At 70.8% G+C, this 14,863-nt stretch carries 10 protein-coding genes; 7 read left to right on the forward strand and 3 right to left on the reverse strand.

Features of this window, described 5'->3' with window-relative positions; translation table 11 throughout:
- Both ACSC1Q_RS38665 and ACSC1Q_RS38670 read left to right on the forward strand, forming a co-directional pair.
- The coding region (locus ACSC1Q_RS38665) for a biotin/lipoyl-containing protein (RefSeq protein ID WP_436763703.1) at positions 1-727 on the forward strand (727 nt) is incomplete at its 5' end.
- A gap of 217 nt (positions 728-944) precedes the next feature.
- The gene (locus tag ACSC1Q_RS38670) at positions 945-2,282 is read left to right on the forward strand and encodes a hypothetical protein (protein ID WP_436763704.1); all 1,338 of its coding nucleotides are present in this window, start codon (positions 945-947) and stop codon (positions 2,280-2,282) included.
- 181 nt (positions 2,283-2,463) lie between these two features.
- Here the strand turns inward: ACSC1Q_RS38670 and ACSC1Q_RS38675 are convergent, their stop codons facing one another.
- From ACSC1Q_RS38675 to ACSC1Q_RS38685, 3 genes are all read right to left on the reverse strand, one after another.
- A complete protein-coding gene (locus ACSC1Q_RS38675; protein WP_436763705.1) occupies positions 2,464-3,453 on the reverse strand; it encodes a LacI family DNA-binding transcriptional regulator in 990 nt (329 codons plus the stop codon).
- Positions 3,454-3,464: 11 nt separating this feature from the next.
- Positions 3,465-6,356: a glycoside hydrolase family 3 C-terminal domain-containing protein gene (locus ACSC1Q_RS38680; protein ID WP_436763706.1), complete on the reverse strand. Its 2,892-nt coding sequence runs from the start codon at positions 6,354-6,356 to the stop codon at positions 3,465-3,467.
- 311 nt (positions 6,357-6,667) lie between these two features.
- Positions 6,668-7,873 (reverse strand): ROK family protein, encoded by a 1,206-nt coding sequence (locus ACSC1Q_RS38685; RefSeq protein WP_436763707.1) that lies wholly within the window; start codon positions 7,871-7,873, stop codon positions 6,668-6,670.
- 212 nt (positions 7,874-8,085) lie between these two features.
- On the opposite strand from ACSC1Q_RS38685, the gene ACSC1Q_RS38690 reads away from it, so the two are divergent.
- The 5 genes from ACSC1Q_RS38690 (at position 8,086) to ACSC1Q_RS38710 (ending at position 14,856) form a co-directional block, all read left to right on the forward strand.
- A complete protein-coding gene (locus tag ACSC1Q_RS38690; RefSeq protein WP_436763708.1) occupies positions 8,086-9,780 on the forward strand; it encodes an extracellular solute-binding protein in 1,695 nt (564 codons plus the stop codon).
- A gap of 112 nt (positions 9,781-9,892) precedes the next feature.
- A complete protein-coding gene (locus ACSC1Q_RS38695; RefSeq protein ID WP_436763771.1) occupies positions 9,893-10,876 on the forward strand; it encodes an ABC transporter permease in 984 nt (327 codons plus the stop codon).
- Positions 10,873-11,772 (forward strand): carbohydrate ABC transporter permease, encoded by a 900-nt coding sequence (locus ACSC1Q_RS38700; protein ID WP_436763709.1) that lies wholly within the window; start codon positions 10,873-10,875, stop codon positions 11,770-11,772. Before ACSC1Q_RS38695 ends, ACSC1Q_RS38700 begins: the two co-directional genes overlap by 4 nt.
- Positions 11,773-11,888: 116 nt before the next feature.
- Entirely contained in the window at positions 11,889-13,622 is a 1,734-nt protein-coding gene (locus tag ACSC1Q_RS38705; protein WP_436763710.1) for a GmrSD restriction endonuclease domain-containing protein, read from the forward strand.
- Entirely contained in the window at positions 13,609-14,856 is a 1,248-nt protein-coding gene (locus tag ACSC1Q_RS38710) for a type II toxin-antitoxin system HipA family toxin (RefSeq protein WP_436763711.1), read from the forward strand. Before ACSC1Q_RS38705 ends, ACSC1Q_RS38710 begins: the two co-directional genes overlap by 14 nt.
- Positions 14,857-14,863 lie beyond the last annotated feature (7 nt).

The raw sequence follows: 14,863 nt of genomic DNA on the forward strand, positions 1-14,863 counted from the left end.
GCGCATGAGCGCGCCCTCGGGGCCCGGGGTGCGCCTGGACGCCGGGTACGAGGCGGGCATGACCGTCCCGCAGTCCTTCGACTCGCTGATCGCCAAGCTGGTGGTGACCGGGGCGACCCGGGCGCAGGCCCTGGAGCGCTCGCGCAGGGCGCTGGCCGAGTTCGAGATCGACGGCATGCCGACCGTGCTGCCCTTCCACCGGGCCGTGGTGTCCGACCCCGCGTTCACCTCCGAACCCTTCACCGTCCACACCCGGTGGATCGAGACCGAGTTCGACAACACGATCACGCCGTACGAGGGAGAGCCCGGCCCGGCCGGGGAGCCGGGCGAGCGGGAGCGGATCACCGTCGAGGTGGGCGGCAAGCGGCTGGAGGTGGTGCTTCCCCCGGGATTCGCCGCCGGGAGCGCCGGAAATGCCGGGAGTGCCGGAAGCCCCGGAGGTACCGGCGCGGGCAGCGCCTCGAAGGCGCCGCGCCGGGGCGGCGGGGTGGCCAGGAAGGCCGCGAGCGGCGACTCCCTGGTCAGCCCGATGCAGGGCACGATCGTCAAGGTCGTGGTCGCCGACGGCGACACCGTCGCGGCCGGTGACACGATCGTCGTGCTGGAGGCGATGAAGATGGAGCAGCCCCTCGCCGCCCACAAGGCGGGCACCGTCACGGGACTGGCCGCGTCGGTCGGCCAGAGCATCACCTCGGGCGCCACGATCTGCGAGATCAAGGACGCCTGAGCGCGCCCGCGGGCCGGTACGAGGCCGGTACGAGGGTCGAGTATCCGGGAGCCCCGGGTCGGGGACGTTCGCGGTCTCCGCGCGGGCTGGCCGGTACGGCGATCGGATACCGGGTGCCGGAGAGGCGCCTGATGCGGGCCGCGAGGGGATACGGTCGAGGGGTAGGGAACTCTGCCGTCCACTCATTCGTCTTTCAGGACGAAGGAGGCTTTCTGCCGTGACCATCACAAAAGCCGCGCCAGGTCGTTTCGGTGCCACGATCATGGCATTGTTCGCCGGGCTACTGGCCATGTTCATGATCGCCCCGGCGGCCCACGCCGCGGCGCCTGATCCCAGCGCGATCGTCTCGGAGCTGAAGGACGGGGACAACTTCTACGTTGATCCCGCGGCGGGGCTGCCCCCCAACGCCGTCGACGCCATGCGCGGCGCGGCCGACCAGACTTCCTCCGTCTACGTGGCGCTGCTGCCCGAGGGCTCGATCAGCAGCCAGTCCCAGGCGAGGACCCTGCTGAGCTCGCTCCTCAAGGGCGTCGGGTCCAAGTCCACCGTCCTGGTGATGAGCGGCAAGACCCCGTTCGGCGTCACCAACATCAGGGGCGTCGACGTCGACGAGCTGCTCGGGCGGGCCAAGACCACCAGCAGCCCGACCGACAACGTGATCAACTTCGTCAAGCTGGCCGACGAGGCGGCCGTCGGCGCCGGTGCCCCGTCCGGCTCCTCCAGTTCCTCCAGCGGCTCCAGCGGAGGCATCCTGGTCGGCATCCTGGTGCTGGCCCTCGCCGGCGGCGCGGGCATCTTCCTCTACTCCCGCAAGAAGAAGAGGCAGCGCGAGGAGCGCGAGGCCGCCGAGCTGGCCGCGGTCAAGCAGACCGTGGACGAGGACGTCACCAAGTTCGGTGAGGAGATCACCGACCTCGACACCGACGTCAAGCTGCTCAACGACGGCGCCGACCACCAGCAGGACTGGCAGCGCGCCCTCGACTCCTACGAGCGGGCCAAGGTGGAACTCGCGGCGGTCAAGCGCCCCGACGAGTTCCGCGGTGTGACCACCGCGCTGGAGGAGGGCCGCTACGCCCTCGCCTGCGTGAAGGCGCGCGTCAACCACCAGCCGCTGCCCGAGCGGCGCTCCCCGTGCTTCTTCAACCCGCAGCACGGCCCCTCCGCCCGCGACGTGCGCTGGGCCCCGCCCGGTGGCGCGCTGCGCGACGTGCCCGCCTGCGCGGCCGACGCCGAGGCCGTCGAGCGCGGCTTCGAGCCGCAGACGCGCGAGGTCATGGTCAACGGCCAGCGCCGCCCGTACTACGACGCGGGACCGGCCTACCAGCCCTACGCCTACGGCTACTACGGCGGCTTCGGCGACGTCATGACCGGCATGCTCGTCGGCACGATGATGGGCAGCATGATGAGCGGTGGCTTCGGTTACGGCGGCTACGGCGGCGGCGGCGAGAGCTCCGGTGACTTCGGCGGCGGAGGCGACTTCGGCGGCGGAGGCTGGGGTGACTTCGGCGGCGGAGGCGACTTCGGCGGCGGAGACTTCGGCGGGGGCGACTGGTAGCCGTTCTCAGCGGGACGACCAGCAAGACAGGCAAGGCGGCCGTAGCCTTCCGCGACCGAACAGCCGGCGGGACAGGCAAGGCCGAACGGAGCGTGACGCCGACGGGCGCGCTTCCCCGGAAAGGGGGGCGCGCCCGTCGGCGTTCCGGACCTCTTCGGGGAACCCGGCGGGAGACTCGCGGTCAGGTGCTGTCGCGGACGGTGAGTCTCGGCTGGAGCAGGGTGCCGTCGGGGACGGCGCGGCCCTCAAGCTTCTCCATGAGCAGCCGGACCGCCTGGCGGCCCACCTCCTCGGCCGGGATCAGCACCGAGGTGAGCGGCGGGCTGGCGCGTTCCGCGATGTCGCCGGGGCAGATGGCCACCACGGCGATGTCGCCGGGCACCCGCCTGCCGTACTGGCGCAGCGCCCCCAGCACGTGGCCGACCGCGGCCTCGTTGTGCACGACCAGCCCGGACAGGCCCGGCCTGGCGTCGAGGAGACCGGCGATCGCGGCGGACACCTGGTCGAAGTTCTCCTCGCACGGCAGGGCCGTCCCGGTCAGTCCGGCCTCGACCACGGCCGCGGCGAAGCCCTCCCTGGTACGGCGGGCGAAGCCGGTGCCCCGCTCGTAGACGACTGAGGGGGCGCCGAGCAGCGCGACCTCCCGGTGCCCGCGCTCGGCCAGGTGTTCCACGCAGAGCGCGCCCGCCCGCGCGAAGTCGAGGTCGACGCAGGTCAGGCCGGACGGGTCGGCGGGGAACCCGATCAGCACGCTGGGCTCGGCGAGCTCCCTGAGCAGCGGTACCCGGCCGTCGTGGAGCTCCACGTCCATCACCACCAGCCCGTCGACCAGCGCGCTCGCCGCCGCCCTGCGGAGCCCGTCGGAGCCCTCGTCGGCGGTGAGCAGCAGCACGTCGTGGTCGTAACGCCGCGCGGCGGTGACCACCGAGGTGGCGAACTGCATCAGCACCGGGACGTGCACCCCGGCCCGCAGGGGCAGGACCAGCGCGATGACGTTGGCGCGCTTGCTGGCCAGGGCCCTCGCCCCGGCGTTGGGGTGGTATCCCAGGACCCGCACGCTGTCGAGCACCCGGCGCCGGGTGTCGGCCGAGATGGCGCGCTTCCCGCTGAGCACGTACGACACCGTGCTCACCGCGACCCCGGCGTGCCGGGCGACCTCGCTGATGGTCACCGCCCGCCCGCTCACCCGGTCTCGCCGAAGCTCGGTGAAGCGCCGACGCCAGGCGAGGCGCCGAAGCCCGGTGAAGCGCCAACGCTCAGTGAAGCGCCAACGCCCGGTGAAGCACCGACGCCAGGTGAGGCGTCGAAGCTCAGGGAGGCGACGGTGATCCCCGCGTTCTCGAACACCACATAAAGATCGTGGACTCCCCTCGCCGCCGCAAGCCCGGTACGCACCTCGGTGAGGTCGTGACGGCCCGCGCGGGGGACGGGAAGGTCGCCGACGACGGGCCCGTAGAGGGGGTCGTCCAGGCGCAGGGTGAGCACCCCGCCCTCCTCCCCGGTGGCGACGGCGGCGCAGGAGGCGGCCCCGTCCCCCAGGTCGACCGAGCGGAACACGATCCAGGCCCCCTCGGCGGTGGAGCGCACGGCGTCGCCGGAGACCCTGGCCGCGTCCACGAACGTCACCGAGTCGTACTCGTCGTGGTCCACGGCGGCGATCGGGCCCGCGAGGGCGTCGCGCGGCGGGACCCGCTCGCCGTCGACGTGGAAGGGGGCGCACAGCCGGATGTCCCGCGAGGAGCCGCCGACCATGAGCTTGTGGGGCGCGTCCTCGACGACGAACCGGCTCCTGGTGACGTCCCAGAAGGCCAGTTCCGCGACGTCGAGGCCCCAGTCGACCCGGGTGCTCTCGCCGGGGGCGAGGCGCACCTTGACGAAGCCGCGCAGGCGGCGCAGCGCCTGCTTGACCCGGGAGCTCCGCTGGCGGGTGTAGATCTGGACGACCTCCACCCCCTCGCGGGAACCGGTGTTGGTGACGGTGACCGAGGCGGTGAGCGTGCCGCCTTGCACCGAGACGGCCAGGTCGGCGTAGTCGAAGGTGGTGTAGCCGAGGCCGTGGCCGAAGGGGTAGAGCGGGGTTCCCCTGAAGTACTGGTAGGTCGCGTCCGAGGCGATGATGTCGTAGTCGAGCAGGTCGGGCAGCTCGCACGCCGAGCGGTACCAGGTCTGGGTGAGCCTCCCCTCGGGGTCGGCGTCGCCGAACAGCACCTCGGCCAGCGCGTGCCCGTACTCCTGGCCCCCGTGCGAGGACCACAGCACCGCGGGCGGGTCGTCGCCGTCCCAGGTCACCGGGTAGCCGCTGCTGATCACCATCACGGTTCTCCGGTTGGCCTCGCGCACCGCCCTGACCACGGCCTGCTGCGCGGCGGGCAGCGCGAGGTCGAGGCGGTCCTCGGTCTCCCTGCCGTTGACCAGCGGGTGGTCGCCGACGACCACCACGGCCACGTCCGCGGTCGCGGCGAGCGTGGCGGCGGCCTCGGCTCCGCTCACCACCCGCTCCACGGTGAGCCAGGCGGCGGCGTCGGCGTCGTCGGCCAGGCGGAAGACCTCGCCGTCCAGGGCGAGGTAGCGGCCGGTGGAGATGTGCCGGAGCGCGAGCGCGCCACGGGGCCGGTCCTCGGTACGGAAGGTCTGGCGCACCTCCCAGCCGTTGGGGCCCGGCTGGTCGTTGACCAGCACCCCGTCGTCGTCGACGGACAGGTGGCGCCCGGTCGCCACGGCCCGCAGGGCGTAGCAGCCGCCGCCCCAGTCGAACAGGTCGAACAGGCCGGGCTCGTCGCCGACCCCGAGCGGCCCCCCGTCGGGGTCGGCGACGACGTGACGGCCGTCCAGTCCCTCCACGGAGAGAGTGATCCGGTCCACGGCCTCGCAGAAGACGGTCTCGCACCGCTCGGCGAGCCCGGCGCGGGCGGTGACGGCGTACGGGAGGGTGCCGGAGTACCAGTCCTCCATGAGCGTGTCGCCGAGCTGGCCGATGACCGCGATCCTGCGCACCGAGGCGTCCAGCGGCAGGACGCCGTCGTTGCGCAGCAGCACGATCGAGCGCCGGGCGGCCTCGCGGGCCAGGCTCTGGTGCTCCGGGCAGTTGACGACCGCCTCGGTGATGTCGTCGTACGGGGTGGCGGGGTCGAACTCGCCCAGCCGGAAGCGGACGGACAGCGTGTGCCTTACGGCGGCGTCGACGTCCGCCTCGGTGAGCAGGCCGCGCTCCAGCGCGGCGCGGAGGTGGCCGAGGGTGGCCTCGGGCCGGTCGTCGTCCTGGGTGAAGCTGTCGAGCCCGGCCCTGACCGCGTGGGCGTACGCCTCGGGGAGGTCGTCGTGGTAGCCCTGCAGGCCGGTGAGGTTGGCGGGCGCGTACGCGTCGCTGACCACGAGGAGGTCGTCGGGCGCCCAGGCTCGCAGCACCTCGGCGATGAGCGGGCTGAGGTGGGCCGGGCGGCCGTTGACCAGGTTGTAGGAGGGCATCACCGCGACCGCCGCGCCGCTCTCCAGGGCGGGCCGGTAGGCCGGGAGCTCGTACTCGCGCAGCACCCGGGGCGGCAGGTCGCTGGAGGTGACGCAGCGGTCGGTCTCGTTGTTGTAGCCGAGGAAGTGCTTGAGGGTGGGCGCGGTCTTCAGCACCGTGGGATCGCTCCCACGAAGGCCGGAGGCGTACGCCGTCGCCATGACACCGGTCAGCCACGGGTCCTCGGAGTAGCCCTCCTCGTTGCGGCCCCAGCGCGGGTCGCGCAGCGGGTTGACGACCGGGGCCCAGACGTTGAGCCCCGCCCCCGACGGGTCCTTGTGGTGGAAGGCGAGGACCTCGTCGCTCGTGGCCTCGCCGACCCGCCGGACGAGGTCGGGGTCCCAGGTGCTGGCCAGCCCGACCGCCTGCGGGAACACCGTCGCCGGGCCGAGCCAGGCGAGGCCGTGCAGCGCCTCGGTGCCGGTACGGAACGGGCCGAGCCCGAGGCGCTCCACCGGCCGCTGGTACTGGTGCAGCAGCCCGATCTTCTCCTCCAGGGTGAGCCGGTCCCGCAGGTCCGCGACGCGCCGCGCGAGGGGGAGTTCCGGGTCACGGAACGGTTCGTTCATCGGGGACCATCCCTTTGAGAGCCCTTTGGGAGCGTCGAAGCGCTTCGATGAAGGGTGCACTCCCGTGCGGTCAAGGTCAAGAGGCGGGCGGCAAACGATTGCGCTCCGCCCGGGGCCCGGAACGGAAGCTCCCTGCGAGTGCCCCGGACGGCCCGGGATCCGGACGGGAGATCCGCCGCGAACGCCGTGAATCTAGCTGAAAACAACGTGAATCCAGGGCGATGACCACGGAACCGTTCACCCGGACGGCGTCCCCAGCGCGGATCACAGGACTCGCGACAGGCGTCCGGAGGCGAGCACCCGAGCGCGGATCACGAGACCCGTGGCAGGCGCCCGGAGTCGATGGAGTCGAGCACCCGGGCGGCGCCCCCCAGCGCCGCCGCCCCGTACCCGAGCGTGGAGGCCACGACCCGGCAGCCCCCGGCCTCCGGGGCGATCGTGCGCCCCCGGGTCTCGGCCTCCACCGAGGGCAGCAGCCACGGCGCGAGCGGCACGTAGTAACCGCCCAGGATGACCACCTCGGGGTTGAGCAGGTTCGTCATCAGGGCCACGCCCTTGCCGAGGTTGTGGCCCACGGAGGTCAGGAGGGCGAGCGTGCGCGCGTCGCCCGCGCGGGCCAGCCGTACCACCTCGTCGAGCTCGACCTCGACCTCGGCGGGCGAGATCGCGGCGTGCTCCAGCACGGCGCCGATCCCGGCGACGGCCTCCAGGCAGCCCAGGCGCCCGCAGCGGCACTCGGCGCCGAAGGGGTCGAGCTGGATGTGGCCGATCTCGCCGCCGTACCCCTGGCCGCCGCGGCGCAGCCGCCCGTCGAGGATGACCCCGGCCCCGACGCCGATCTCGCCGGTGAGGTAGACCAGGTTGGCGGTCCCGGCGTACGGGCCGAAGCGGTGCTCGGCCAGCGCCGCCAGGTTGGCGTCGTTGTCGACCTGGACGGGGAAGCCCGGGTCGCGCAGGGCCTTGGTGAGGTCGCCGCAGAGGTCGGCGTCGCGCCAGCCGAGGTTGGGCGCGATGCGCACGGTGCCGTCGGTGCCGACCAGCCCCGGCACGCCCACGGTCAGCCCCAGGACCTGGCGCTCCTCCTTGGCCATCCGGGTCACGACGCGGCGGACGATCCCCGCGACGGTGGCCATCGCCTGGCCCGCCGTGCCGGCCGCTCCGGGGAAGGACCTGCGCCACGACAGCAGCCTCTCCCCCGACAGGTCCACCGCGACCGCGGTGATGTAGTCGACGTTCACCTCGATGCCGATCGCCGCGTACGGCGAGCCGTCGAGCACGAGCATCGTGGCGGGGCGGCCGACGCGGTTCTCCGTCAGGCCGGTCTCCCTGACCAGGCGGCGGTCGATCAGATCGGCGACCAGGCTCGACACGGTCGCCTTGTTGAGACCGGTCGACGCCGCGATGTCGGCCCGCGAGCACGGCGCGTGCTCGCGCACGAACCTCAGCACGACGGCGAGGTTGGTGGCCCGCACGTCGGCGAAGTCGGCCGGCCGCGGGTCAGTCGTAGATGTGATCAAGGTGAGTCCCGCTCCCGCTCGGCCAGGCTGGCCCCATCATGCCCCATCGTTCACCGATCCGTGACCGCTCCCCGGCGCCCCGCGATCGGCGGTCCCTTGTGGCGGCGGCCACCCTCGACTAATTTGTTTGGTCGAAAGACTAACTAATTCTACCCCGGAGCCGTTCCCCACGACACCCCGGACCCGTCTCGAGACAACGAAGGGAGCGCCCTGTGAAGGATCTTCCCCCGGGCGCGATGACCAGCCGCCGTGGATTCCTCGGGCTGGTGGGACTGAGCGCCGCGACGGTCGCGGGCGGCGGCCTGCTGGGCGCGTGTTCCGCGCCGACCGGCCCCCGGCCCGGTGGCGGGGGCGCCACGGCCGCCGCGGCGGACAAGCTGACGTCCCTCACCCCCACCTACACCGCCTTCCCCGGTATCAAGCCCGATATTCCCGGCACGGTCTCCACCCTGCCGGGGGTCCCCGACGTCAGCGGCGGCTTCACCGCCTACCCGGCCAGCCCCACCGCCGCGCTCACCCGGAAGGCGGGCAGGGGCGGCACCTACAAGGCCATGACCCCGCTGTGGGGCCCGCCGCCGCCCGGCCTGGCGAGCAACTCCTACTTCCAGGCCGTCAACGCCGACATCGGCGCGACCGTGGAGTTCCAGATCACCGACGGCAACGTCTACGGCGACAAGGCCATCGCCAGGCTCGCCGCCGGGGAGATCCCGGAGATCATGGTCATCCCGAGCTGGGAGATCGACAAGATGGCGGACTTCAACACCGCCGTCGACAAGGCCTTCGAGGACCTCACCCCGTACCTGCGGGGCGACAAGGTCAAGCCCTACCCTCTGCTGGCCGCGCTGCCGACGGCCGCGTGGCAGTGGTCGGTCTGGAACGACAAGCTCATGGCGGTGCCGTTCCCGACCGAGCCGTACCCCTTCGCGCTGCTCTACCGCAAGGACCTGTTCGAGAAGAACGGCTGGAACGCCAGCCCCGGGAGCGCCGACGAGCTGTTCGAGCTGGGCAAGGAGATCACCGACGCCAAGGCCAAGCGCTGGGCGTTCGGCAGCATCCACGAGATGATGTGGCCGACCTTCCGCGTCCCGCAGGACTGGCGGTACGAGGGCGGCAAGCTCGTCCACAAGTACGAGACCCCCGAGTTCGAGCTGATGCTGGAGTTCATGCGGAAGGTCTTCGCGGAGGGGCTGGTCCACCCGAGCGTCGCCGGGAGCAAGGGCGCCAACGAGAAGGAGCTGATCGGGGCCGGGCAGATCCTGGTCTACCGCGACGGGCTGGGCGGCTGGAAGGAGCTCCTGCAGCAGCACCGCGGCAAGGACCCCGGCTTCAGCCTGGGCGCCTTCCCGATCTTCGCCCACGACGGCGGCAAGCCGCTGATGTACCACGGCAACGCGGCGGGCATCTTCACCTTCGTCAGGAAGGGCCTGCCGAAGGAGAAGGTGGAGGAGATCCTCTCCATCCTCAACTGGTGCGCGGCGCCGTACGGGACCAAGGAGTACGAGCTCGCCAACTACGGCGTGGAGGGCAAGCACTTCACCCGGGACGCGAACAACGTCCCGCGGGCGAACGACCTCAGCCGCAAGGAGGTCGCCTACACCTACGGCTTCCTGGGCGGGCGCCCGCTGTACGTGGACTGGCCCTGGGCCGACGCGGTGAAGGCCAACGTCGAGTGGCAGAACGCGAGCTTCCCGTTCCTGGAGAAGGGCCCGTTCGACGGGATCAGGATCCAGCGGCCGTCGAAGTACTCCGGGCTGCAGGTCCCCACCGAGGACAAGTTCACCGACGTCATGCGCGGCCGGCGGCCGGTGAGCGACGCCAAGCAGATCGCCACGGAGTGGCGGCGGGACGGCGGGGACGAGGCCCGCGACTTCTACCTGAAGGTCCTGCGGGACAACGGCCGTGCTTAGGAATCCCGCCGGAACCGAGCCCGACCCCGACGACCCGGCCTCACCCGGGGACCGTCGGGAAAGCGGCCGGGGCTCGTCCGGGGATCATGGAAAAACCGGGCCGGCGGGTGACCTGACCTCACCCGCCGGCGCCGGCACCTCCAAGGATGTCCGTAAAAGGGGTCCGAGGACAAGGCGGGCGCGCCACCAACCCTTCAAGGCTCGCCTGAAACGTGACTGGCAGCTGCTGCTCATGGCCCTTCCCGCGATCGGGCTGCTCGTCCTGTTCCACTACGTCCCGCTGCTCGGCAACGTGATCGCGTTCCAGGACTACTCGCCGTACGTGGGCATCGGGGACAGCCCGTGGGTGGGGTTCGCCAACTTCCACTGGCTGGTGTTCGACGCGAGCTTCTGGGACGCGACGCTCAACACCCTGACGATCACCGCGTTCCAGCTGGTCTTCTACTTCCCCGTACCGATCATGCTGGCCGTGCTCCTGGACAGCGTGGCGCGGCCCCGGCTGCGCCTGTTCATCCAGGGCATCGTCTACATGCCGCACTTCTTCTCGTGGGTGCTGGTGGTCACGCTGTTCCAGCAGATGTTCGGGGGCGCGGGCCTGCTCTCGCAGGTGCTGCGGGACCACGGGTACGACGGAATCGACATCATGACAAATCCAGATACGTTCATCGCGCTGGTGACGGCGGAGACCGTCTGGAAGGACGCCGGCTGGGGAACGATCATCTTCCTGGCCGCGCTGGCGGCCATCAACCAGAACCTCTACGAGGCCGCCGCCGTCGACGGCGCGAGCCGCTGGCGGCGGCTGTGGCACATCACCCTGCCGGGCCTGCGCCCGGTCATCGTGCTGCTGCTGATCCTGCGCCTCGGCGACGCGCTGAACGTCGGCTTCGAGCAGTTCTTCCTGCAGCGCGACGCGGTCGGCAGGGACGCCGCCGAGGTGCTGGACACGTTCGTGTACTGGCGCACGCTGCTGACCGGCGAGTGGAGCTACGGCGCGGCGGCCGGCCTGGTGAAGGGCCTGGTGGGACTGGTGCTGATCCTGGTGGCCAACAGGGTCGCCCATCGATTCGGCGAGCAGGGGATCTACAAACGATCATGACGACTCCTCCCCCCTGGGCCGAGCGGCCCAGCCGCGTCGGCGGGCTCCTCAAGGGGCTCGCCCTCGCGCTCATCGTCGCGTGCGTGCTCTTCCCCATCTACATGGTCGTGCTGACCAGCCTGTCCACCCAGGAGGCGGTGACGGAGGCCGGTGGCCTGGTCACCGTGCCGGGCGGGCTGTCCTTCGCCGCGTACGAGGAACTGTTCTCCGGCGGCGTGGTGACCCGGTCGGTCGTGGTCAGCCTCGGCGTGACCGTCGTCGGCACGGCGATCAGCCTCACCGTCACCGTGCTGGCCGCCTACGGACTGTCGCGGCCGGGGTCGCTGCTGCACCGGCCGATGCTCTTCCTGATCCTGCTGACGTTCCTGTTCGGCCCGGGGATGATCCCGAACTACCTGCTGGTCAGCTCGCTGGGGCTGATCGACACGTACTGGTCGCTGATCCTGCCCGGCGCGGTCACCGCGTTCAACCTCGTGGTGATGCGGGCGTTCTTCATGAACATCCCCGAGGAGGTGAGCGACAGCGCCCGCATCGACGGCGCGAGCGAGTTCCGCATCCTGCGCACCATCGTGCTGCCCATGTCGAAGGGCGTCACCGCCGTCATCGGCATGTTCTACGCGGTCGGCTACTGGAACTCGTTCTTCAACGCCGTCCTCTACCTGAACGACAACGCCAAGTGGCCGCTGCAGGTGGTGCTGCGGCAGTACGTGCTGCAGGGCCAGTCACTGATCGCCGGCCAGACCGGCGTCGGCACCGTCGCCGGACAGGCCCCGCCACCGAGCCTCGCCATCCAGATGGCCATCATCGTCGTCGCGCTGCTCCCGGTGCTGTTCGTCTACCCGTTCGTCCAGCGGCACTTCACCAAGGGGGTGATCATCGGCGCGGTGAAGGGCTGAGCGGCGGGTACTCCGCCCGGCGGTCGGCTCGCGGCCCGGCACGCCTGTTTAATGGGAATCCGGTTGAACCCGGCAGCCGTCCTCGCAAGCATGGGATCCCGACGACAGGAGACGCGATGAGCACCGGGCTGGACACCCGTCCCAGCGCCACGACATACGACGTGGAGAAACTGATCGGCATGGCCTGGCGCGGCCAGATCCGGGTGCCCCACTTCCAGCGCGACTTCCGGTGGGGACGCGAGGACGTCATCCGGCTCTTCGACAGCATCGTCAAGGGCTACCCGGTGGGCAGCCTCCTGCTGTGGATCCGGCCCGCCTCGAAGCAGGCGCTCACGCTCGGAGCCCTGCGCATCGAGGCCCCCCGCCTGGACCAGTCCCTGTGGGTCGTGGACGGCCAGCAGCGGATCACCAGCCTGGCCAACGCCCTGCACGAGGACGGCGCCCGGGATCCGCGCTTCGCACTCTCCTACGACCTGCGGAACGAGCGCTTCGTGCCCCGGCCCTCGGCCGAGGACCCGCACGTCATCCCGCTGCCCACCCTGTTCGATCTCCGCAGGGTGCTGCGGTGGTTCACCGTCTACCCGGAGGTCCCCGCCGACCTGCAGGACCTGGCGTTCAATCTGACCGCGATCCTCCGCCAGTACCCCATGCCCGCCTACCAGGTGGAGCAGGAGAACGCCGAGGTCCTCCGGGACATCTTCGACCGGATGAACAACTACGGGAAGCGTCTCAGCAAGGCGGAGATCTTCTCCGCGCTCTTCGCGGGGGAGGAGTCGAAGCAGGACAAGACGCTCACCATCGACGTGATCGCCGCACATATCGACGAGCAGTTCAATTTCGGCCGAATCGACAGCGACACGGTTCTCCGTATGATTCTCGCCAGGCGGGGCCCCAATCCGGAGCGGGAGATCCGGACGGAGTTCGACGACGAGAATCGCCGGGAGGTGGTGGAGTTTCCCGGCGAAGACCGCGACACGGCCTTCCAGGCGGGAGAGGAGGCTCTCGGGCGAGCGATCAGCTTCCTGCAGAACGACGCGGGGGTGCCCCATTTCAGCCTGCTCGCCTACCGCTATCTCCTGATCGTGCTCACTCGCGTGTTCGGCCATTTCCCCAACCCGGACCCCGCCAACCGGAGGCTGCTGCGCCGCTGGTACTGGCGGGCGGCGCTGCTCGGACCGGAGATCTTCAAGGGCAGCAGCACCGGGGCGAGGCGGGCACTCTGTGCCAAGATCCAGCCGGACGACCTCACGGGATCGGTCCAGAATCTTCTGAACGCTCTGGACCGTCCGGTACCGCGCCTGCCGGAACTCCGCAGATTCAGGACGAACGAGGCAGCCACCAAGATCGCTTTGTGCTCCTGGTGGGCACTGGAGCCGCGAGACCCCACCACGGGAGAACCGAGCGAGCGGGCCCGGCTCGCCGAGTGCCTCACCGACCGGCCCACCGCCGCCGACGCGGTGCGCTACGTGGTTCCCAACCGGCTGGTGCCCGAGAAGCACCGGTTGTGGGCGGCCAATCGCGTCCTGCTGCCGTTCATGGAACAGGAGGCGGGCAAGACCGTCGGCGCCGTCCTGGCGGATCCGCCGCTCACCATGGACGAGAACACCTGGCTCCGGGGCCTCGACTCCCATCTGATCACTCCGGAGATGGTCACACTGCTGCGGGACGGTCACGTCGTCACCTTCCTCCAGCTACGCCAGGAGCGGTTGCTCTCCAACCTGGAGGGCTTCCTGCAGCGCATGTGCGAGTGGGGATTCGAGAACACCCCCCCGCTCGACGAGTTGCTGCTCGAAGACCTCCCCGGCGACGAGCAGGCTCTTTCCGACGAGGAGTCCCATGCCGCCGGTTGAGTCGCGCCATGCCGTCGTGCTGGGTGACGATCGCGTCGGCACACTGCACCAGCGGGGCGACCACACCCGGTTCGTGTTCTCGGAGGACTATCTCCTCGACCCCGGCCGCGCGATCCTCGGGCTCGGTTTCGAGCAGAACCTGACCGGCAGGCACTCCGCCGCGCTCCGCCTTCCGGCGTGGTTCTCCAACCTCCTGCCCGAAGGGGTGCTCCGCGACTGGATCGCGGCCGACCGGAGCGTCTCCGCCGACCGGGAGATGGAGTTGCTCGCCCAGGTCGGCCACGATCTTCCCGGCGCGGTCCGAGTGCTTCCCTGCGACGACGAGGACCATATTCTCGACGACTCCAGCTGGGGCTTCGAAGACGGAAAAGGGCAGCGCGCACAAGACGACTCTCATCCCGAGATGCGCTTCTCCCTCGCGGGCGTGGCGCTGAAGTTCTCCATGCTCGCCGAGAACGACCGGCTCACCCTGCCCGCCTTCGGACAGGGGGGCGACTGGATCGTCAAGCTGCCCGACCGTGCCTACGCGGACGTTCCCCGCAACGAGTACGCGATGATGTCGCTGGCCGCCGCGGCGGGAATCGACGTACCCGAGGTGCGCCTGTACCGCCGTGACGAGCTGGACACGCTGCCGTCGCGGGTCTGGCCCGGCGGGGAGACGATGGCGTACGCCGTGCGCCGGTTCGACCGGGACGACAAGCGCCGGGCCGTCCACATCGAGGATCTCGCCCAGGTGCGCGGCGTGTACCCGAACGAGAAATACCTCGGCAACTACGAAACGGTGGCCGCGCTGGTCCATCGCCGCCACGACGTGACGGCCCTGCGGGAGTTCGCCCGGCGGCTCGCGTTCACGGTGCTGATCTCCAACGGGGACGCGCACCTGAAGAACTGGTCCCTCATCTACCGGGATCCACGAGCCCCGACCCTTTCCCCCGCGTACGACCTCGTCTGCACGAGGGCGTACATGGGGGACGGAGAGACCCTCGGCATGAAGTTCGCGGGTTCCCGGCGCTTCGACGCGGTCAACATCCGCACCTTCGAACGGCTGGAGCGGCGTCTCCACGCGGAGGGCGCGGGATTGGGCGACGTCGTCACGGAGTTGGTCGACCGCGTGCGCTCGGCGTGGCCCTCCTGCGCGGAGCTTCTCTCCGAGGCTCCGCGGATTCGTGAATCCGTGTCCGGCAGCATCGAAACCCGCAGCCGGACACTGCTCTCCCTCAGAAAGGGCACCTGAACGGGGC

It is taken from the genome of Streptosporangium heterodermiicola (assembly GCF_051390675.1).
In the GTDB taxonomy this organism is placed as follows: Bacteria; Actinomycetota; Actinomycetes; order Streptosporangiales; family Streptosporangiaceae; genus Streptosporangium.

Excerpts from the sequence above, each read along its gene's own strand:
- ACSC1Q_RS38680 (WP_436763706.1), bottom strand. The coding sequence starts at position 6,356 with ATGAACGAACCGTTCCGTGACCCGGAACTCCCCCTCGCGCGGCGCGTC.
- ACSC1Q_RS38700 (WP_436763709.1), top strand. The coding sequence starts at position 10,873 with ATGACGACTCCTCCCCCCTGGGCCGAGCGGCCCAGCCGCGTCGGCGGG.
- ACSC1Q_RS38705 (WP_436763710.1), top strand. The coding sequence starts at position 11,889 with ATGAGCACCGGGCTGGACACCCGTCCCAGCGCCACGACATACGACGTG.
- ACSC1Q_RS38710 (WP_436763711.1), top strand. The coding sequence starts at position 13,609 with ATGCCGCCGGTTGAGTCGCGCCATGCCGTCGTGCTGGGTGACGATCGC.